We start from the raw sequence: 22,390 nt of genomic DNA on the forward strand, positions 1-22,390 counted from the left end.
CAGCCGGAGATCAAAAGATCGCAGCCTGCGGCAGCTCCTACAAAATCTGCGTACATTCACGATGTGTACCCGGTCGGTGTAGGAGCTGGCGCAGCCTGCGATCTTTTCGGTGCGCCGAAAATCAAAAGATCGCAGCCTGCGGCAGCGCCTACCCTGCGTTTCTCAGTGCTGCGCGAGTCAAGCGCCGGCTCAGTTCCTTCTCGTCATGCCAGATGTCGCTGTACAGCCTGGCATACACCTCATCGGTCATTTCTTCGTCGGTGAAGACCACGCTCTCAGGAACGGGGAGTTTGCTGGCAAGGTTCTTCAGTTTCTCCTTGCGCTGGTTTTTTTCTGCCTCAGGCAACGCTTCGGAATGTGCCCAGTCTTTTTGTGCTATCCGCAACTCATCAAGCAGTTCGGCTTTGCCGTCGTATAACTGCTCGTTTTCCTTGAACTCCTTGGGGTGAGCATCCCGCAAGTATTCTTCCCAGAATGGCTGCTTGATCATTTGATCGACCAGCCCGTCTCCGAACTCCAGGTCCATAACGGTGTTGTAGGCCTGGTCGATCGCGGCGCTATCGACATCGGCTGTGAGCCTGTAGGTCATGTGTTCCGACAGCCATGGCAGCTCGAGCCGGGTTTTCAGAGCGGTTTGATAGGCGCTGTAAACCTCCACTTCATCGACGCTTCCGGGGACCCCATCCAACATATCGGTGTTGAGTCGCAATCCAGACCCGCCTTCATGGGTGGGGGCGATACGGTGCTTGACCACGGCTTGAGCGATGTTATTCACCTGGTTCAGGCGTGACTTTTGCCGGGCCAGGATTGCCAGGCTGGCTTCAAGGCCTTCGCCGGTTAAATCCCTATAAGCTTCGAAGACCAGTGTCTCGACCCCCATGACGTTGAAGATCTGGGCACCCGCATCGGCGCAGTTGACGGGCTGGCTCGCCAGGGTAAACAGCTTGTTGCGCAGGGTGCCATCCTGGTCAATCGCAACCAGCATGCGCCAGACTTTCTGGGTGAGCTGCGCGCGGTTTTGCCGATACAACGCTTTGTCCTGCGCGGTCTCGAAATTGTCAGGCTGCTCCAGGCTCTTGATGACCTCGAAAAAACCTTGGGAGCCATGGTCATGCTCAAGGTCATCCCATATTTCTTGCCTGTCTGTTCGCTGCTCGGTATTCAAGCCTTGCATCCAGAATTCGCTACCTTTTTCTCCCCTGGGATTGTAGGTGCGGTAAGGGTCCAGACCAGCAGCCTTGCGGTAATTGACCATTCGTTCTTCATCGTCAAGGCCGAGCTTATTGCGGTCCAGCCGAGTGCGCGCGACCGTTTCTGCTTCCGGCGAACCTGGCGTTACTTCAGGCACGTGTGTAATAGACGTGTCTTGCAGTTCCAGCAAAAAGTCTTTGGGGCGGGGGTGTGCGAAGATTCCGGCTGGCCAGTCCTTGATGCCGGTACGCGACAAGACCAATCCATGCAGATCAGGCATGAGGCTGATATCCGGTGCCACCGTCAGTCGATCGTTGTGCGACATGATCAGTACTTGCATACGCTTCAAGTTCTTGAGTCGCGCGAGGCTTTGCTCGGTCCATTCGATCGGATTTTCCGCAAGGCCAAGGTAGGTGAGGCGGGGCATGTCCCTCATGGCTACCGGGAAGCTGTCCAATGAGTTCCCGGTCAAATCCAGCGAATGAAGGTTAGGGAAGTTTTCCAGGAAGCTCGCCTCTACGTTGGAGAGCATTGTATCTGCCAGGTTCAGGCTAGTGACATGGCTAAAGTCAGCCCTCAATTTGGGCAGGCCTCTGAGGTGTCGAAGCAACGGCAGTTTACTCAGATCAAGCTGACTGCCGAAGCGTCTGATTCCAGCGGCGTCTTCATAACCCGTTGCAGGATTTTCCCAGCATTCCCTCAGTGAATTGGAAACGCGAGTTCTTACAGACCGCTCCTCGGCTACCAGGCGATTGCCCCGCGGCCATTGAGTCGGCAACTTCAACCAGGTGTCCAGATCCTGCAGCAGCGCTTTTTTCTCGGCCTCGAGGTCGCTGAGGATTCTCAGCCCTTCAGGGGAGTCGATGCTCTGAACATATTGACGGCTCCTTTCTTCCGTAAAACCGGGGTACAGGGCCTTCACCCTTTCCTCGAGCGAAGGGGGGCGCCGGCCCACAAGCCTGCTGAAGGACTCGAGCATCGGACGTTGAAGGAGGGTCATTGTCTCTCGATCGACCCGTGGGCGGATCGGTGGCTCTGCGAGAATCGTCCGCCGTTCGGCGGGCGCTTCGGTCTTGACCATCACCCATTGCTTGAACAGCCGTCCCTGGCCGGTCTGGTAGCCCAACTGCAGGCGTTTGTCCGCAGGTAGCGCATGTAGGATCGAATTATAGAAGTCGCCGGGCTCATGCAGTTTTGTATTGGCAGAGTCGCGGACTTCGTACTGTGCGCGTTCATTCCTGACCAGTACCCGGACGGTCGAAGCCTCTGCCCTGCCAACGCTGCAACGCAGGGGGCCGTCATAGGTGCCCTCACGGACTTCGATACGTAAATCACTGAAAGTGTCGGTATAGATTCTGAGTGAGTTCAGGGCCAGCCTTTCGGTATCAGGTACGAGGTATGCCTCGTCATAGAACCCTTCATACGCATGGCTGGCCCGTGCTTCGAACGCCGCTTCGCGGGCCCGGTTTCTCAAGCGTAACGGCAGGCGTTGTTCTTGCGTCATGCGCTCAAGCTCGGCGTCACTGGAGCCGCTCAGCAACTTTTCTGCGACATCGGACGGGAGTTCCGGGAATGTGCGCTGGAGCAGTTGAATGTGGGCGTTATCCGATTTTTCCCTGAACTGATGCATCTGCTTGAAGATGTCAGCCTTGTCCTTTTCCGCTTCCTCAGCCAAGCGATCGCGCAGGGCTTGCACTTGCTCATCCTTCGGGACCTTTTTGCCGAGCAGCGTTTCAAGTTCCTCCTCGTTCAGAAAATCCACGAGGCTTTCCCCGAATTTACCGCTCAAGACGTGCGAGAGGCTGGTGGTGAGCGTGTGATCCTCTGGTGCGTCGACCTTTCCATACTGGCGAAAGTTTCCGGTTTTGCTGGAGTCTTCGTACACCTTCAGCGCTTTATCCGAAGGCCATCCTTCCAGATGGGGCGCGAGGGATTCGAACCAGTACCAGGACGGATCGAGGGGGCGTCCCGCACGGATCAGTTCACTTGCCTGCTCCACCTCTTGATCGATCTTGAAGCGCTTCAGTGCGTCGGTCAGCAGTGGCGGTGGCGGAGCGTTTTCAACGTGCATTTTGCGCAGTGCATTCTCCCGGGTTCCGCTGACGGTGCGGATCTGCTCGAGTTCGGCATCGCTCAAACCGCCTACGCTGTGGCCGAGGCGGCGCATCAGCGTCGGGCCCTCCCAGGTTCGCGGGTTTTCGGCTTCATGGGTCCAGGCGCCAAGGCCGTTGTGTTTCAGTTCGGGTGAATAGGCCTCGGGGTGGGTAGGGTGTTTGATCCGATGCTTGTCGGTTTCCGGGTCTATTTGCACGACGTAGTGTTTGTCGTCCAGCGGCAGAATGTCCTGGCCTTCATGTGAGTGCAGACCCCGCTCATTAGGGCTGGAGTCGGCCGGCAACGTGAGGTTCGGCCGTTCGTAGGGTTTGAGATCGGGGTTCCACAGGCGGGTCTGGCCATTGGGCAGTTCGACGGGCTTCATGCCGTCGACGAAGGGCGAAAGCTTCAGGCGAGCCATCTGGCCAATCTTGGCGCCTGCGGCAAAGGCCACCAGTTGAACGATATCCGTCACCACGCCAACGAAGTGTTCGGCGGCTTCGACCCACAGGCCTTCGGCCAGATCGACGATGGATTCGATGACGTCGCTGGCTATTTGATAGGCGGTGTAGGCCATCATCAGCTGGCCAAGACCTGGAACGAAGGGGGTGACGACCATTAGCGCGACGTTGAAGATGTCCGAGACGATTTTTTTGAAATTGTCCCACCAGGCCCAACGGGCATTGCTATCGGTATCGGCGGTGGAGACCGCTATATCTCGCGCGTCATTGAGAATCTTGTTGAGTTTTTGCTGATAGAGATGCTTCCAGAAGTCGCCAGTGATCGGTGTGACGCGAAATTGCAGATTGGGGTTGGTTACGGGTTCTTCTCGCCACGTCGGGCGTTGATCCAGATCTTCTTTTTCATGCCATTGCACCCTGAGCAGGCGTTGCTGGAGCCCGGCGAAAAAGTGCCCTCGCTGTTGCTGATCGACGAACTGGCTGAAGTATTGTTGATAGGTCATTTGGGTCGACTCTATGAAGGCGTTGTCGCGCAATTGGCGGGCCAGCTCATTCAAGAAATCGGTCCCCGAAGCGTATTCTTTCAGCGGATGCTCGGGGTCATTAGGGACATACGCGACCAACCTTTCGACAGTACGGGTTTGCTCCGCGACTGTGGTAATCAGCACGATGCCGGTCAAGGCAGCATCCAGTATCGACAGTTCGGTAAACTGCACGACCTTGCCTTTAAGGGTGAGGTTTCGTTGGCCCTCAAGCATCGCTAGTATCAGGCCATGGGTGTCGGACTCAATGTCCTTGGTCATCAAGGCCAGATGTGCGGCGGCTACAAAGGCGGCTTTCTGGCTTTCAGTAACTTTGTGTTCTAAAACCGCCTTTGCTACCGCATCGCCGGCAAGCAAAATGCTTTCAAGGTGTTTGGTATAACGGGCGCCAATGTCCAGTTCACGACAAAGTGCCTGGAACTGACTGATGGTCATTTTGCGTTTGATCGGTTTGATATCGAACAGCCCGCGCTCATCGGGCTTGCTGATGAAGTTGGAGTCGGCTTCGTATTTTTCAGAGGCGCCGAAGTTATGCAGGGCGGCATCCAGTAACGAAACAGTCCGGGTGATGACGCCCCCCGAGGTGTCGATTACATACCAGGGGCGATCCTTGGGGAGGTAGAGGTGTAAGTAAGTAGTCTTCACATCATCATCGACCCCGTACTGTTCTTTCAGTGCGGCACTGAGCAACAGTTCGGCAAATTCATGGATGCCTTGCAGTTCCTCAAGAAACCGGTCTACGTTGTTTTGTGAGGTCCAGAGGTTGATGTTGGCCTCTTGCAGCGTGGCGTGGTGCGCAGAAGTTGCGCTGGTGTACCAGTCTTGATGACCCGACCGGGTAGCACTCAGCTCCCGGACTCTCTTTAGCGAGGCGCTTTTGAAGGCAGGATTGATCTTGCCCGTGATGAAGCTGTAGTGAGGGCCTTTATTGTTGTTTGTGTCAGCGCCGAGACGGGCGGATATACGTCCTTGTAAGTCAGACATTGTGATGACCTTGAGCATTGATGGGAGTGTCCAGCCTATCCGTCAGTGCGCAAAATAAAAGTCTGAAAATCGGTTGTTGAACAGTGGCTTTTGTTTATGAAACATTAAATATTGAAATGCGGAAAATAACTAATTACCACCTCTATAGTGAATAGGCTTTACACCGCAAGCGGGCAGCATAATGGCTACTGTTATCCCCCTCGCGCCACTTCAACGGCCAGGCACTGGGTATTGCTACCCGGCTGCAAGTAGGGGTTAAGGATCGGCGCCATGCCCTTGAGTACCTGTACCGGCAATGCCGAGGTGAACTTGAAGGCCTCGGCCGTGCGCCCTGGAACGAATGCGGTCATGGTGCCGAAGTGACGATCGCCGATGTAGAACACGAAAGTTGCGGTCCGGTTGATCGATTTGGAGCTGAGAATCCGTCCGCCGGAACCGACGGCCTCGATCCGGTTGTCACCGGTACCGGTCTTGCCGCCCATGGCCAGCTGGGTGCCATCGGCCAGTTTGAAACTGCCGGATACCCGTTTCGCGGTACCGGCATCCACCACCTGTGACAGCGCCTCGCGCAGGGCCGCGGCGACCTCGGAAGGCATCACGCGTTTGCCTTTGTCCGGGTCGTTGATCAGTTTGGTTTCATAGGGTGTGCCGGCGGCGAAATGCAAGCTGTCGATACGCAGGGTCGGTTGACGCACACCGTCATTAAGGATGGTCCCGACCAGTTCCGCCAAGGCTGCCGGGCGATCGCCGGAGCTGCCGATGGCCGTGGCCAGGGACGGCACCAGATGGTCGAACGGATAGCCGACTTTCTGCCAGCGCTGGTGAATGTCGAGGAAGGCTTCGATTTCCAGCATGGTCCGGATACGGCTGTCGCGGGCGCCCTTGTGGCGGCTTTTGAACAGCCAGCTATAGACTTCCTGGCGCTCGAATTCACTGGCTTTGACGATCTGGCTGAACTTGGCATCGGGGTTGTTGAGCAAATAGCCCAGCATCCATAGATCCAGTGGGTGGACCTTGGCGATGAAACCCTGGTCGGGCAGGTCGTAGGTACCCGGGCCGTAACTCAGATAGAGCCTTTCCAGGCGTTCATCGGTGAGTTTCTCGTTGAGCTTGGCGCCTTTGAGGTGCGAGCGCACGAAGCTGTTAAAGCTCTCCTGACTGGCCTCGGGCAGCAGGTAGCGGTGCACGGCGGCGAGACGGATCGGCGTCGGGCGCATGCCGTCGAGGAAGGTGTCGAGGCGGGTCTGGGTGTCCTTGTTCTGATACTTCTTCCAGAAGCGCAGCAGGAACTTGGTGCCCTCGTGGTCGGCGAACCTGGCCAGGTATTCCTGACGCCGCGGCTGGCCATCGTCCTTGAGCAACAGGGCGCTGTTATTGGGCCCCGAGTAAGTGCTGTAACGCACCAGATCACGCATCAACCGAATGAATGGCAGGTTGATCGACTCGCGTATGGCGTCGCGCAAGGTCGGCATGCGGCCGTTGTCTTCCTTGCGAAAGTTGTTGAACGTGTGCAGTCCGCCACCGGTGAAAAAGGCTTCGCCGGGGCTCGCCGAGTATTTGCGATCGAGGGCCGCGCCGAGCATTTTCGGCAGGCTGCGGTCGTTGTTCTGGATCAGATAATCAACAGCCCAGCGGGTGATTCGGTCCTGGTCGGCGACCTCGGTTTTCTTCAGGACCGTCGCCGGCTGCGCGGCGTAGCGCTCGTGCAGTTCCGCGATGATTTGCAGGTAGGTGGTCAGCACCCGCAATTTGGCGGTGGAGCCCAGCTCAAGCTTGCTGCCTTCGTTGATATCGAACGGTTGGTCGGTGCTGTCGGTCTGTACCCGGACCCGAGAACCGTCAGGAGTCAGTTCGAACAGGGTGAAGCTGTAACGCACTTGCGTGGTGCTGGTGGGCGTCAGCAGGCGTTCGCCGATCAGACCGATTTCGGTGGCGTAGGCCGGATCGGCCAGTCGTTTGAGGTATTCGGTGGCCTGGGTTTGCAATTCGCCTTGCAGGGTACTGGTGGCCGACAGGTCGAGGCGGTCCAGATCATAGAGCGGGCGATTGAGCAGCCCGGCCAGTCGACTGCGGGCCACGCTGATGCCTTTGTTGGTTTCGATCGGCTGGATGGTCGGTTGTTGCTGCCAGTCGCGGTACGTCACTTTGCTGGCCAGGGCCGCGGCGGACAATGCTGGATCGATCACATTGTTCAGCGCCAGCAAACGAATGTGGCTGTCGGTGAGTTGCGCCAGTTCATTGTGGCCCCGCGTCAGATAATACGAAGGCCGACGCTGGGCGATCATCAGCGACAACACCTCACGCAAGGCCAGCCCACGTTGGGCCAGGCTTTGCGGGTCATTGGCGGTACTGGCCAGGCGTTCGTTGACCTGTTTGAAGTCCGCGCCGTACCAGACCCGCAAGCCCTCGGCCATGCCATGCACTTCACCATGGCCTGGTACTGCTGACAGCGGCACGCTATTGAGGTAATCACGGACGATGTTCTGCCGCGCCTCCAGGGTTTGCGGGCCATCCTGGTAGGCGCGCACGCTGGCGGAAATCATCTGGCGGATCTTTTCGCCGCCGGAAGCCGTCAGGCCATCGGGCGAGTGACGATACTTTTCAAGCTGGGTCGCCAGAGTGCTGCCACCCGCTGTCTGCCCGGGCAGGTGAAGCATTTTTGCCACTTGCGACCAGGCCGCCATGCCAAAACGCGGCCAGTCCACCGCGGGGTTAGCCAAGGGCTGTTGCGGATCGAGCAGTTCACGGTTTTCGATAAACAACAGGCTGTGCACCACCAGCGGTGGGATATCGGCAAAACTCGAATACAGCTGTTGTGGGTAGTGATATTGGTACAACGGCGCGGCGCGGCAGTCGGTAATCGACAATCCGGCCTGGATTTTCTCCGAATAGGGTACGAAAAAGCCTTTTTCGCTGTAGTCGAGCAAGTCCTCGGAAAAGCGCGTTTGTGACTGAATCAGGTAATCACGTTTGACCAACCGTGGCAGGAACTCACCCAGCGAGCTGTAGCCCAGGCGCTTATCGAACGGACCGGCACCCGGGTAGAAAATCGAGTCGCTGGGACCCGGCTGCATCGAGTAACTCAAGGACGCGGCGAATTTGCTGAACTCACGGGCCTGCAATTTCGAGGTGCGCATCTCCTTGGTGGCGGCGAAACCCAGGGCGATCAGGGCAATCAGCAACAACAACCAGAACATCCGCCACCCGTACCGGCGAAGTCGAGTTTTTTTTGGTAATGGCGCTTCATCCACATTGTCGGTAGGCACTACAGTTTTACTCGAATCGGTTTGTCGCAAAGCGCCCATAGTCGACTGATCCATTCACGCAGATTGATCGGACTTGTTTGAAGCTTAGACCGTGGTTGGAGTCGGTGAAAAATTTGTGAAGGATGCCTATAGCCTTTCGACGAGGGCCGGCAGGTTGGCACGAGTTCAGGGTGGGGATCAATTTGTGGCGAGGGGGCTTGCCCCCGCTGGAGCGCGCAGCAGTTCCAATCGGATTGATGCATTTCTTTCAGACCAACCGCGGATGCAGGTTTTGCGACTGCTGCGCAGCCGAACGGGGGCAAGCCCCCTCGCCACAGGGATTAGCGCTGCCTGTCTGAAAGTATTGAAATAGAGCCATCCAGTGGTAAATTCAGCACGGCCAGGGACATGACGATGCACCATTGCTGTGCAATACTTCTCGCCGGTTTCAAGCTGGGATCACGCTAGAAAGCCAGGTAATGCACCTCCGTCAGAAGGGCTTTTACCGCGAGTTCTGGCTGAATCTAGTCGTTTATATAGTGAAAAGCCCTGTCCGGAGCTTTTTATACTGCACGCCCCGCTGATCTCGTAGGTTTTGTCCTACGGACTGGCTGGCCCACAAGGTCGGCCCGGTTGAGCACGTACAGGCTATCCGTCCGTACGTTGAACACTCGGTGGTTCATATCCAATAACAAGATGAGGTTGTATTCCCATGCCAGTTGGCAACCACTTGCCCCAAGGCGAGACCGCTCAGGGCGGCCCGCTCAAACGCGAACTCGGCGAACGGCATATTCGCTTGATGGCGCTCGGCGCCTGTATCGGTGTCGGTCTGTTCCTTGGTTCGGCCAAGGCCATCGAAATGGCCGGCCCCGCAATCATGCTGTCTTACATCATCGGCGGCCTGGCGATTCTGGTGATCATGCGCGCCCTCGGCGAGATGGCCGTGCATAATCCGGTAGCCGGCTCCTTCAGCCGCTATGCGCAAGACTACCTTGGCCCGTTGGCGGGCTTCCTCACAGGCTGGAACTACTGGTTCCTGTGGCTGGTGACCTGCGTTGCGGAAATTACCGCGGTGGCGGTGTACATGGGCGTCTGGTTCCCCGATGTGCCGCGCTGGATCTGGGCGCTGGCGGCCCTGGTGAGCATGGGCTCGATCAACCTGATCGCGGTCAAGGCCTTTGGTGAGTTCGAGTTCTGGTTCGCCCTGATCAAGATCGTCACCATCATCGCAATGGTCGTCGGCGGCATCGGCGTGATTGCTTTCGGCTTCGGCAACGACGGCGTGGCGCTGGGGATTTCCAACCTGTGGAGCCACGGCGGTTTCATGCCCAATGGCGTGCAGGGTGTGTTGATGTCCCTGCAAATGGTGATGTTCGCCTACCTGGGCGTCGAGATGATCGGCCTGACTGCCGGTGAAGCGAAGAATCCGCAGAAGACCATTCCGAACGCCATCGGCTCGGTGTTCTGGCGCATCCTGCTGTTCTACGTCGGCGCGCTGTTCGTGATCCTGTCGATCTACCCGTGGAATGAAATCGGCACTCAAGGCAGCCCATTCGTGATGACCTTCGAGCGCCTGGGCATCAAGACTGCCGCCGGCATCATCAACTTCGTGGTGATCACCGCGGCACTGTCGTCCTGCAACGGCGGCATCTTCAGCACCGGTCGCATGCTCTACAGCCTGGCGCAGAACGGCCAGGCTCCAGCGGGTTTCGCCAAGACCTCGAGCAACGGCGTGCCGCGTCGCGCCCTGCTGCTGTCGATTGGTGCCCTGCTGCTGGGTGTGTTGCTCAACTACCTGGTGCCAGAGAAGGTCTTCGTCTGGGTCACCGCCATCGCCACCTTCGGCGCGATCTGGACCTGGGCGATGATCCTGCTGGCCCAGCTCAAGTTCCGCAAAGGCCTGAGCCCGACTGAACGAGCGGGACTCAAGTACCGCATGTGGTTGTTCCCGGTGAGTTCGTACCTGGCGCTGGCATTCCTGGCGCTGGTGGTAGGCTTGATGGCCTACTTCCCGGACACTCGCATCGCCCTGTATGTCGGCCCGGCATTCCTGGTGCTGCTGACGGTGGTGTTCTACGCCTTCAAGCTGCAACCGGCCAATGCCGTGCAAGGCGCGGTGCGTACAGCTTCGTAATCGTTGCGCTGGAAAAGCGAAAGCCCCGGTCGGATGATCGGGGCTTTTTGCGTTTTCAAGATCAAAAGATCGCAGCCAGCGATCTGTTGATTCCGGGGTTTTTCGCCCACCGGTCTGTTCGCGAATCTGAAATTAGACAAGTGGATCAAGGGTGCTAGCGTGCATATAGCCCACCCGGTCTGAAAACCGCAGCAGTGTTCGTAAGGAACGGTGCGTCAGTGATGTCTACTTCGTACGGGAGGATGCCGTTCGAGTGGAAATATTTTAATGATTGCATTCAATTGGATGTGTGTCGGCAGTCAGGCCGGAAGTAAGCGCCATGGGTATAAAGCCTGCGTTTCACGGTTTTTCCAGATTTGTGTCAGTCGGCCTGGTTAATACGTTGATTCACTGGTCGACGTTTTTTGTGCTGCACGGGCTCATGGGCTTTCGTCAGGCGCCGAGTAATCTTGCGGCCTTTGGTGTGGCGGTTTCCTTTTCCTATTTTGCCAATGCGCGCTACACCTTCAAGCTCAAGGCTACCGGTTCGCGGTATCTACTGTTTGTCGGGTTCATGGGCCTGTTGAGCCTGGGTGTGGGTTACGCGGCGGATCGATTGCGGCTGCATGGGCTGATCACCTTGACGGTGTTCTCGGCTATCAGTCTGGTTTGTGGTTTCTTTTACTCGAAGTGTTTCATTTTTCGGGAGCGGGAGACGTGAAAGTCTCGCTGATCGTTCCGGTGTTCAATGAGGAACAGGCGATCAACCTGTTTTATCAGGCGGTCCGCCAGCAATTGTCGCTCGATGATTGCGAGGTCGAGATCGTTTTCGTCAATGACGGCAGTTCCGACCAGACCGCTGAGCAGGCCAAAGCCTTGGCATTGGCCGATGACGATGTACTGGTGATCAATTTCTCACGCAACTTCGGCAAGGAGCCGGCGTTGTTTGCCGGGCTTGAGTACGCTAGCGGTGATGCGGTCATTCCGATGGATGTCGATCTCCAGGACCCGATCAGCGTGGTTCCCCGGTTGATCCAGGAATGGCGGAACGGGGCTGATGTGGTCCTCGCCAAACGCCGTGACCGCGCCGCCGACAGCTACCTGAAACGGCATGGCGCGGCGCTGTTCTATCACCTGCTGAACAGGATTGCCTACACCCGGATCGAAGAGAACGTCGGTGACTTTCGGTTGATGGACCGCAAGGTGGTGGATGTCATCCGCACGCTCCCGGAACATCAGCTATTTATGAAGGGCGTTTTGTCCTGGGCCGGATTCAATACCGTGGTCATCGAATATGAACGGGCGGTACGCGTGGCCGGAAAGAGCAAGTTCAATGGCTGGAAACTGTGGAATCTGGCGCTTGAAGGTATTACGTCCTTCAGTACCGTGCCACTGCGCTTATGGACGTATGTCGGTAGCCTGATTTCGTTGTTTTCGATCCTGTACGCCATTTATATGGTGTTGGACAAGATCCTCTTTGGTAACAGTGTGCCGGGTTACCCCTCATTGATGACGGCCATTCTCTTTTTGGGCGGTGTGCAGCTGATTGGTATCGGCATACTGGGAGAGTATATCGGGCGGATTTACATCGAATCGAAACATCGGCCAAGGTATGTGGTGAAAGATATTGTCGGAGGCAAACGCAGGGTGGGACTAAAAAAAGCTCAGTGAGGTTCAGGGCTGAGAAAGGGGCGTTGACATGAGGCTGGCAAGTTTTTTCGACAAGCAGTTGATAGAACGTGAAGTACTGCTGCTGTTTTTATTTGCCGCTTTTATCTACGTCGTGCCTCTGGTGTTGGCAGACCACTACTATATCGATGATAACTGGCGATCTTTGTCCGCCGGAATGTCTTGGGCCAGTCAGGGGCGTTTGTTTACCGAGCTGTTCTACAATGCGTTGACGTTTTCCGCGGGCGCACCGAATATTTTTCCATTGCCCCTGTTAATTGCCACGCTGGCCATCGCCCTGGCGTTGACCCGACTGACGATGCATTACTACAAGGAGCCGACTGTTTCATGCTGTTTTGTGCTGCTGCCTCTTTGGTATAACCCGTTTTTTCTGCAGAACCTGTCTTATCAATACGATGGCCCCGCCATGACCTTGAGTCTGGTGGCGGTTATTTATGCGATTACCTTTCGCGGGAAGTCTGTGCTGCTGCAAGTACTGTTGCCGGGGATGTTGATAGCGCTGGGATTGGGGCTTTATCAGTTGAGCATCAATGTATTTCTGGGACTTTGCTGTGTCGAGTTGATCAGAGGGGTCAATGACGGGGCGTCATGGGATTCGTTGTGTTCGTTGATCAAGGGCAAGCTTGCACAGTTGCTGGTAGGCGGGCTGGTTTATTATCTGCTCGCTTATCCATTCATCATTCAGGAACGCCTGCCGTTGCTGGAGTGGGGGATGAATGGACTTGTCCAGGTTCAAGACAGCATTGCGTTTCTGACAAGCAAGATTGCACTGCTGTTCCGTGGCGCGAATTTCTGGTTGCTGTGGGCTGTGCTGCTTTGCGCTGCAGCCGGAGCCGTGCGGGTCGGACAGACGGTGCGGAAACGAAACGACAGTGCCCTGAAAAAGGTAGTGCTCGGTTTGACCTGTCTCCTGACCCTGCCTGCGCTGGTGCTGCTGGTTTCGGGAGCCGCGCTGCTATTCAGGGACTTCAATGAAGGCGCGAGAACCTTGATGGGGTTTGCAGTGCTGGTGGTGTTTTTGTTTTATCTGAGTCATCTATGGCTGGGGGCGATTCATCCGCGACTGGGGTTGCTGTTGGCGGTTCCTCTGCTGAGCATGCTTTCCCTGTCTTATGCCTATGGGCGCGTTCTGACTGTGCAGAAAGAATTCGCCACCAGTGCGCTGTTTTCGCTGGGGCACGACATCGCTTCCCACCAGCAACTGCGCGAAGCCAGGCGAATATATATGTCCAATACCTATTCCGATCACTGGTTGTCGGGAGCGACAGGTTCTTTGGAATTGATGCCGGTATTGGCGTACATCCTCAACGTGGATTTTTTCATGCTGTGTGAGAATCTGCCCAGGGTAGGCATCACCAACGTGGTCACCGAAAAGGAACGGCGAAACGCGACGCGGGTAGGTTATCGAGGCTATCCACCGGTGGTAGATAGCAAGTTCTATAACATCTACCTGGTCGGTGACTATGGTTTTATCGTCATGAAAGAGCCGCCACCTGTTGAAAGGAAATGATGGGGGCCCCAAAAAGATCGCAGCCTGCGGCAGCTCCTACAGGTTTTGCGTACATCCGAAGATTCATGGCTGTGCGACGCTTTCAGCCGTTCAATTTCGACTGTCGAATCGGCAACTCCACCCGAAACGTTGTCCCCACGCCGACTTCACTGTGTACTGAAATCTCCCCACGGTGCTTTTTTACTATGCCATAGGACAGTGACAGGCCCAGCCCGGTCCCTTGTCCGACCGGTTTGGTGGTGAAGAACGGATCAAAGATTTTCTGTAAACATTGCGGCGCAATGCCTGAACCGGTATCGGCCACTTCCACCCAGACAGTATCCCCCACAACGCCATTGCGGATGGTGATGGTGCCGCGTTCCGGCCCCATGGCCTGGGCTGCGTTGACGATCAGGTTCATGAACACCTGGTTGATTTGCGAGGGCAGGCATTCGACCTCAGGTACTACTACGTACTCCTTGATGACGGTGGCCTTGTACTTGAGTTCATTGGCGACGATGTTCAGGGTTGATTCGATGCCCTGTTGCAGATTGGCCGACTGCCAGTCCTGGCTGGAATCGACCCGGGAGAAGTCCTTCAAGTCTTTGACGATCTGCCCGACCCGACCGATGCCCTCTTTGGACTCCTTGATCAACAGCGGGATATCTTCCTTGAGGAAATCCAGTTCGATCCGCTCCCGCAGGCCTTTCAGGCGGTCCAGGAGCTCTGTGGAACCGATGGCCTCTTCGGCATCCTGATAGGCGTTGAGCATTTCCTGCAGGTGGGTGAAGTAGCCGTCCAGCGTGCCGAGGTTCGAAGAAATAAAGCCGGTGGGATTGTTGATTTCATGGGCGACGCCGGCTGCCAATTGGCCCAGGGATGCCAGTTTCTCCGATTGCATCAGCTGGTTTTCCAACAGTTTGCGTTCATCGGTTTCCCGCTGCAGGGCCGCGCTGGCCAGTCTGAATTCCCGGGTCCATTGCTCGACCATCTGTTCCAGATGGCTCATCTGTAGCTGCGCCCGTTCGGTCATTTCCCACTTGGTGGTGAGGGTATTGGCCATCTGCTGAACCTCGATATTATCGAAGGGTTTTTTCAGGATCAGCAGCCGGTCGTGAGCCTGCAAGCGCTCCAGCAGGTCTTCCCAGGAGTAGTCGGAATAAGCGGTGCAGACCACCACTTGCAGGCGCGGATCGGCATTCCACAAATGCTCGATGGTTTGCGCGCCGTCCCAACCTTCGGGCATACGCATGTCGACGAAGGCCAGGGCGTACGGCCGATCGCGGTCCAGGGCTTCACGGAGCTTGCTCAGCCCTTCCTGACCGCCATAGGCCGAATCCAGCTCGAACACCGTGCTCGCACGCTTGATCTCGCTGCCGAACAACGCCGCCTCCATGTCGTCCAGGTCGACGTTTTGTTGCACCTGAGGGGTGAGGATCTTGCGAAAGTCATCATGGATCGAAGGCGTGTCATCGATCAGCAGAATACGCCGGTTCGACAGGTTGTTCATGTTTGACCTCTGCGGTTATCAAGGGGATATGCAAGGTGAACAGCGCGCCCTTTCCCGGCCCATCGCTGTAGGCGACGAGATGGCCGTTCATCTCGATGGCGGCCAGGGCACAGCTGTGCAGGCCGAACCCGTGACCTTCCTTGCGGGTGGTGAAGCCGTGGGCAAAGATCCGCGTCATGTTTTCCGGTGCGATCCCCTCACCTTCATCCTTGACGCTGACCTGTAAGGTCGCATTGTCGACGACCTTCACCCCGAGGGTCATTTGCCGAGGTCGAGCACTGAGGTCGGACATCGCGTATTTAGCGTTGCTGATCAGATTGATCAGAATCAACAGCAGCCGGTGTTTATCGCCCATCACTTGCGGTACATCGCTGTAGTCCTTGACCACCGTCACATGGTGCCGGGTCAGGGCGCCGGAGTTCATGCGCAGGGCGTCCTCGAGCAGGTCGCTGATGTGCAGCGGTTCCACCAGGCTGGAGGCGCCGGCGTAGGACTGCTGGGTAGCGACGATGTCCTTGATGTGATCGACGCTCTTGCTCAATTGGGCCAGTTCCTCCGCGATGCTCAGTTGCTCAGTGGCGATGGCCTCGACCAACTGGTTCAGGTAGCCCGGCAGCAGCCTGCCTTTTTCGTCCTGGGTGATGAATTCGCCGAGGTCGTGTGGGTGCGCATTGATCAGCTGCATGGCTTTGCCCAAGCCCAGCGCCTTGCTGGTGCGCAACTTGCGGGTAACCAGGTCGGCAGAGATGTTCACACTGTTGAGCACATTCCCGACGTTGTGCAAGACGTTGGTCGCGATCTCGGCCATCCCGGCCTGGCGCGCGGTGTCCAGCAGTTCACTCTGGGTGTCTCGGAGTTCGCGGGTGCGTTCTTCAACCCGTTGTTCGAGACCTTCATTGGCTATTTGCAACTCCTTGTTGACGCGATTGATCACCGTAAAGCTGCGCATCAGCCGACTGGCCAGGTACAACAGCAAGGCCACCAGCAGGGACGAGAACACCAGCAGGGAAAAATGATAGTTCTGCTCGATGGCCTCGGCCTGTTGCTGCTCTCTATTAAGCAGATTGGTGATGTCGTCCAGGCTCTCGGCTACCGGAGTCGCGGCGATCCGCTCCAGCAAGCCGTTGACCACCGGTTGTTCGCGCAGGACCAGGGCGATGTGATTGCTGAGAATCTCCACCGGACTGTGGAACTCCTGCGGCAGACGCTCCTTGTTCAGCGCCAGTTTGCTCAGACCGACGAGGATCTCGGCAGCCCTGTCGTCGGAGGTGACCTGGGCGTATTCGAGGCTGCTGAGCACCAGATCGTAGGTGTCGATCGCGATGTTTTGCAGCATGAGTTTGTCGGCCTCTTCGAGGCGAGCGAGCTGGCCTTGAATATCGTCTTCGGCGATGGGCAGAAACGCCAGGGAGTTACGTAATACGGCGTTGCGGGATTTGAACTGCTCAACCAGCCGGGTCTTTTCCTTGATCGCATTCAGGTAGGCCTCATGACTGGCCTGCCATTGCGGCGAGGCATTGCGGCCGCGACCGGACTCCATCGTCTCGAAGCTGGCCCAATGGCTGGTCATTTCGGTGAGCGGCGAAACCAGCGAATCATAGTTGTGACTGGTAGCGATCCTGGCCTTGAGGATTTCGGTTTCCCACTGCGCGTCCAATTGCTTTATCTGACGGATCAAGTCCCGTGATTCGGTATAGGTCGAGGTTTGAGTGGTGTTGGATTTGAGGTAGAGGAACACCAGTGTCGAGGCAAGCAGTATGCTCATGGCCATGAGCAACACCTGGCTGAGGCGGCGGGAGTTTCTCATAACGGTTTACCTGCCCATTCACCGGTCAGGGTTTTGAGGAATCGAGTGATCAAGTCCTTGTCCTTTTCCGAAGGGACGCGCCCAAGTTGATACTTGAACATCACGTCCACCGCATCGTCGAGTGTCCTGGCCGACCCGTCGTGAAAATACGGTGCGGTCACCGCGACATTGCGCAGGCTGGGCACCTTGAACACATTGCGGTCCTCTTCATCCCCGGTCACCAGATAACGTCCCAGATCAGACTCGGTCGGGTTGCCCCGGACCTGGAAGTAATCGCCCATCACCCCGAACTTCTGGAACATGTTGCCGCCGATATTCACTCCCTGATGGCAGGCGATGCAGCCGTATTCCTTGAAGCGTTGGTAACCGTATTTTTCCTCCCGGGTGAGGATGTCGGTGTCGCCCATGAGGTATTGGTCGAAGCGTGAATTACCGCTCAACAGGGTGCGTTCGTAAGTTGCCAGTGCGTTCTGCACATTGGCTGCCGTTACGCCATCGGGGTAAGCGGCAGCGAAGGTCGTGTGGTAGGTCGGGTCGGCGGAAAGGGTCTGGACCACGTGCTGCCAGTTGCTGCCCATTTCGCTGGGGCTTTGCACGACTTCGTGAGACTGTGACTCCAGGGTATTGGCTCGACCGTTCCAGAACTGCCTGAAGTTCAGGCTGGCGTTCAATACGCTGGGGGTATTGATCGTCTGGGGCTTACCGTCGAAGCCAATGGAAAACGGTTTGTCATCGGCACCGCCTTTTTCCAGCTGATGACAGCTGGCACAGGACACCCTGTTGTTGACCGATAAGCGTGTGTCGTTAAACAACTGCCGACCCAGTTCGACGCGCTTGGGATCCTGGTGAGAAACCGGCGGCAGCGGTTTGAGCGGCTCATTGAGGGGGGCGGCGTTCGCGTCCAGGCATACCCCGAGCAACAGGGCGAAGACCAGTCGGGTTGCGTGTGGCGACATCTGATGATTCCTTGGCCGGGTGCCTGAGCATCGTGAAACCTGAAGGTACGTTGTGCTGATCTACTCGTCCGGCGGGGCACGCAATCCTGCTGTGGTCATGAGTTTGGCAAAGGCCTGGGCCTCTACGGCTTTGCTGAAGAAATATCCCTGGCCTTCCTCGCACTGATGAGCCTTGAGGAAGTCCAGTTGCTCAAGGGTTTCCACGCCTTCGGCAATGATGTTCAGGTTGAGGCTTTTACCCAGGCTGATGATGGCGCTGACCAGCGCGGCGTCATTGCTGTCGGTGCTCAGGCCGCGAACAAAGGACTGGTCGATCTTCAATACATCGATGGGAAATCGCCGCAGGTAGCTCAAGCTGGAGTAGCCGGTGCCGAAATCATCGATGGCCAGCCGTACACCCAGTGCCTTGATGGTTCGCAGGGTTGCCACGGTGGCATCGACGTTCTGCATCAGCACGCTTTCGGTGATTTCCAGTTCCAGCAACGTCGGATCGAGGCCGGTTTGTTCGAGTATCTGCACGATACCCTCGACAAACCCACGCTGACGAAAATCGATCGCGGAAACGTTCACCGACATGCTGATCGCCGGCAATCCTGCCGCCTGCCAGGCGCAGGCTTGCCGGCAGGCTTCGGCCAATACCCATTTGCTCATCGGGACGATCAGGCCGCTGTCTTCGGCGACGCAAATGAAGTCCGACGGATAGACCCAGCCGTGTCCCGGTTTCAGCCAGCGGATCAATGCTTCGGCACCCACTACTTTGCCAGTCTTGAGGTCGAGTTTGGGTTGGTAGTGCAGGACGAACTCCTTGCGCTCCAGGGCTTGGCGAATGCCGGACTCGATGCTTTGCTGTTCACGGGCGCGCTGATTCATGTCATCGATGAAGAAGCCGAAATCATTCGGCGCACTGTCCTTGACGTTGCGCATGGCGGTTTCGGCTTTCTTGATCAACGCCAGGGCATCGAAGCCATCGTCGGGATAAATGCTGATACCCAGGCTCGCGGTCACGCTCAGGTCATGCCCGGCGATGTGCTGCGGGGTACTCACGGCGCTCAGGAGTTTTTCGGCGATACCTTTGGTCTGCTGGGGGTGATGGACATCGGCGAGGATCACCACGAACTCGTCGGAACCGTAGCGAAACACCGAGTCGGACTCCCGCACCGTCGCCACCAGGCGCTGCCCGACCTGTTTGAGCATTTCATCGCCAATCGGATGGCCGAGCGCGTTGTTGATACGCTTGAAGCGATCGAGGCCCAGAAACATCACCGCCAGTTGCTTGTCATGGCGCCGGGAAAGCGCCAGGGACTGGGTCAGCCGGTCACCGAGCAGGGTGCTGTTGGGCAATTCGGTGAGTACGTCGTACTGCAACAGGTGAGAGACCTTGAGCAATTCCTGGACGCGGTCCTCGATGGTTCGCTCAAGGCTGTGCATTTTTATCGCCGCATCCTGAGCCATCTGCCATTTCCAGGTCAGGGCGCTGGCCATCTGGAGTATTTCCAGGCTGTCGAAGGGCTTTTTCAGCACCAGCAACTGGTCGCTGAACTCCAGGCGTTCGGCCATCGCCTCCCAGGAGTAGTCGGAGTACGCGGTGCACAGTGCGATCTCCAGGCGAGGGTCGGCCTTCCACAGGCGCTCGATGGTTTCCAGTCCATCCCAGCCTGGCGGCATACGCATGTCGGTGAATGCCAGGGCATAGGGCCGGCCTTCGGCCAGGGCCTGTTCGACCAGTTCCAGGGCTTCCTTGCCCTGGTAGGCCGAATCCAGCTGATAGGAAGGCCGCGCGGGCTGCACAGTACCGAACAGCGCCTCTTCCGAATAAGCCAGGGTGGACTCACTTGCCGGGTCCGGGCTCAGGATCTTGCGAAAATCCTCATGGATCGAAGGCGTGTCATCAATGATCAGGATGCGCCGATTGTTGAAGGCGAAAGATGATGCCATCACGAGGCCTCCCGAGGGTGTGGCAAGTCCTCGAGCGCAGGGCTCGTCGTATCGGCAGCGGACGCTGGGATGATGCTGCCGGCAATCAATAATTGCGCGGCCTGCTGGCTGCTGACGGCTTTGCTGAAGTAGTGGCCCTGAGCATTCATTGCAGAGCCGGTGGACATCAGCGAGCTTCGCTGCTCCTGGGTTTCCACACCTTCGGCGATGATGCCGATGCCGACATCCCGGGCGAAGTTGATGATGGCGCGCAAGGTCGTGGCGCTGGCCGGATCTTGCGTGGCCCTGTCGATGAACGCCTGGGCGATTTTCAGGTGGTTGACCTGGTAGGTCTTGAGGTAATCGAACGACGAATACTCGGTGCCGAAATCGTCGATGGCGATCTTCACCCCAAGCTCGCGCAGGCGTGGCAACACATCGTTGTGGGTCCATTTGGTCTGGGCCAGGGTCGCTTCGGTGACGTCGAAGCGCAGGTCCCAGGGACACAGGCCCCAGCGGGCGGTGGTGCGCAGGACGTCATAGATCAACTCCGGGCCGCTTTTGAGTTGCGCCAGGGAGAGCTTGATCGCAATCACTGGCGGAGCCATGTCCTGGTCACGCCATTGGCGCATTTGCTGGCAGGCCTGATCCAGCTGCCAATGTCCGAGGGCTATGATGGTCCCGGTTTTTTCTGCCGCAGGAAGGAACACCTCAGCCTCCAGCAATCCGCGCAGAGGGTGATTCCAGCGCACCTGAGCTTCCATGCCGAGGATTTTTCCCGAGCTCAGATCGACCTCGGGCCAATAATGCAGTTCGAGCTCGTTCTGTTCGATGGCCTGTTTCAAGTCGTTGGCCAGCGTCACGCGGGTGACCACTTCCTGATTGATCTCCTCGGAGTGGAAGTGGTACTGGTCGCGGCCTTTTTCCTTCGACCGGTACAGTGCCATATCGGCCTGAATCAGCAGGTTATCGGCGCTGCTGCTGTCCGGGGAATAGGTGCTGATCCCGATGCTGACCGAGACTCGCACGGCATTGCCATTGAGCGAATAGGGCTGCACCAGCACATCGCGGACCTTGGTTGCCAGCGCCGCGCAATGGGATGGATCACCCATGTCCAGCTGCAGTATCGCGAACTCGTCACCGCCCAGGCGAGCAACCAGATCGTTTGCGCGCACGCAGTTCTTGATGCGTCGGGCGACCTCCTGCAACAACAGATCACCCACCGGGTGGCCAAGGGTGTCGTTGATCTGTTTGAAGTGATCCAGGTCCAGATAGAACATCGCAAAGGGCTCGGCGCCGCGTCGGGCCGCCGCGAAGGCCTGGTGCAAGCGTTCGATCAACGTGGCGCGATTGGCCAGGCCGGTCAGCCCGTCGGTGCGCGCCAGCAGGGAGATCTTCTCCTCGGCCACCTTGCGTTCGGTGATGTCGATGATGATCCCTTCGACCTCCAGCAACCGACCCTCGGCATCACGTACCGGGATATAGCGGTTTTCGACCCAGCGCCAGCCACCGTCTCCGGTGCGCATGCGGAACTCGATGGACGCGCCTGCGGCATGTCGGTCCAGAACCCGGGCCATGGCCGCGTCGACCTTCTGCTGGTCATCGATGTGCACCAGTTCCTTGGCCCAGTTGGCGGACGCCACCAGTTCGGCCGCCACGTGACCGAACTTGGTGATGTTGTGGGAGATGTACATCAGCGGGAACGAAGGCTCTCCACGCAGGCGATAAAGGATGGTCGGGCTGTTCTGCACGATGATGTTGGCGTCGGACAGTTCCCGGGTGCGCTCCTCGACCGCCTGTTCGAGCAGGTTCATTTTCAGCGAGGCGTCTTCGGTCATCTGCCATTTGACCGTCAACGCACTGGCTATCTGGCGAATTTCGATCGCATCGAAGGGTTTTTTCAGAATCAGTAGCCGGTCACCGAGGTCCAGGCGCTCGGCGATGTCTTCCCAGGAGTAGTCGGAATACGCCGTGCAGAGCGCGACTTGCAGCCTGGGGTCGACCTGCCAGAGCCGCTTGATGGTTTCCAGCCCGTCCCACCCTGGCGGCATGCGCATATCGATGAAAGCCATGGCGTACGGTGCATCATTGGCCAGTGCCAACTCGACCTTGACCAGTGCTTCGAGCCCCTGAAAGGCCGAATCGAGGACAAAGCTCTGCAGGGGAACCGTCACCGGGGAGCCAAACAAGGCCTCTTCGGCTCGGCTCAGATCATCCTCATCAAGTGTTTGCGGGCTGAGGATTTTGCCAAAATCCTGGTGGATCGAAGCGGTATCATCGACGATCAGGATTCGTCGGTTTACCCGTTCCTGCGATGCTTTCATCGGTGCATACCGAGGAAAACGGCCGTCATGGGCGTTGAATTCATATGGCATCCTTTCCTGAGTGTGGGTCA

The 22,390-nt window shown here is 57.4% G+C and carries 11 protein-coding genes; 4 read left to right on the forward strand and 7 right to left on the reverse strand.

The genetic code is table 11. The features are described 5' to 3' along the window. Nucleotides 1–148 precede the first annotated feature (148 nt). Entirely contained in the window at nt 149–5,272 is a 5,124-nt protein-coding gene (locus AC3IUA_RS05920) for an NEL-type E3 ubiquitin ligase domain-containing protein (protein WP_489359576.1), read from the reverse strand. A gap of 191 nt (nt 5,273–5,463) precedes the next feature. Further along, nucleotides 5,464–8,577 (reverse strand): transglycosylase domain-containing protein, encoded by a 3,114-nt coding sequence (locus AC3IUA_RS05925; protein WP_489359577.1) that lies wholly within the window; start codon nt 8,575–8,577, stop codon nt 5,464–5,466. A gap of 652 nt (nt 8,578–9,229) precedes the next feature. On the opposite strand from AC3IUA_RS05925, the gene AC3IUA_RS05930 reads away from it, so the two are divergent. From AC3IUA_RS05930 to AC3IUA_RS05945, 4 genes are all read left to right on the forward strand, one after another. Next, entirely contained in the window at nt 9,230–10,651 is a 1,422-nt protein-coding gene (locus AC3IUA_RS05930; RefSeq protein ID WP_489359578.1) for an amino acid permease, read from the forward strand. Nucleotides 10,652–10,970: 319 nt separating this feature from the next. Then, nucleotides 10,971–11,351, forward strand: coding sequence for a GtrA family protein (locus AC3IUA_RS05935; RefSeq protein ID WP_489359579.1), 381 nt, complete (start codon nt 10,971–10,973; stop codon nt 11,349–11,351). Beyond that, nucleotides 11,348–12,301, forward strand: a complete 954-nt coding sequence (locus AC3IUA_RS05940) for a glycosyltransferase family 2 protein (protein WP_489359580.1) — start codon at nt 11,348–11,350, stop codon at nt 12,299–12,301. Before AC3IUA_RS05935 ends, AC3IUA_RS05940 begins: the two co-directional genes overlap by 4 nt. A 28-nt stretch (nt 12,302–12,329) precedes the next feature. Beyond that, nucleotides 12,330–13,829, forward strand: coding sequence for a glucosyltransferase domain-containing protein (locus AC3IUA_RS05945; RefSeq protein WP_489359581.1), 1,500 nt, complete (start codon nt 12,330–12,332; stop codon nt 13,827–13,829). 82 nt (nt 13,830–13,911) lie between these two features. Here the strand turns inward: AC3IUA_RS05945 and AC3IUA_RS05950 are convergent, their stop codons facing one another. The 5 genes from AC3IUA_RS05950 to AC3IUA_RS05970 are packed head-to-tail and all read right to left on the reverse strand — an operon-like array spanning nt 13,912 to nt 22,319. Next, entirely contained in the window at nt 13,912–15,318 is a 1,407-nt protein-coding gene (locus AC3IUA_RS05950; protein WP_489359582.1) for an ATP-binding protein, read from the reverse strand. Further along, the gene (locus AC3IUA_RS05955; RefSeq protein ID WP_489359583.1) at nt 15,278–17,125 is read right to left on the reverse strand and encodes a DAHL domain-containing protein; all 1,848 of its coding nucleotides are present in this window, start codon (nt 17,123–17,125) and stop codon (nt 15,278–15,280) included. The genes AC3IUA_RS05950 and AC3IUA_RS05955 overlap by 41 nt, the downstream gene beginning before the upstream one ends. Then, nucleotides 17,122–18,081 (reverse strand): cytochrome-c peroxidase, encoded by a 960-nt coding sequence (locus AC3IUA_RS05960; protein WP_489359584.1) that lies wholly within the window; start codon nt 18,079–18,081, stop codon nt 17,122–17,124. The genes AC3IUA_RS05955 and AC3IUA_RS05960 overlap by 4 nt, the downstream gene beginning before the upstream one ends. 60 nt (nt 18,082–18,141) lie before the next feature. Further along, nucleotides 18,142–20,016, reverse strand: coding sequence for a GGDEF/EAL domain-containing response regulator (locus AC3IUA_RS05965; protein WP_489359585.1), 1,875 nt, complete (start codon nt 20,014–20,016; stop codon nt 18,142–18,144). Continuing rightward, nucleotides 20,016–22,319, reverse strand: a complete 2,304-nt coding sequence (locus AC3IUA_RS05970; protein ID WP_489359586.1) for a putative bifunctional diguanylate cyclase/phosphodiesterase — start codon at nt 22,317–22,319, stop codon at nt 20,016–20,018. The genes AC3IUA_RS05965 and AC3IUA_RS05970 overlap by 1 nt, the downstream gene beginning before the upstream one ends. Nucleotides 22,320–22,390 lie beyond the last annotated feature (71 nt).

It is taken from the genome of Pseudomonas sp. KH_050 (assembly GCF_057838875.1).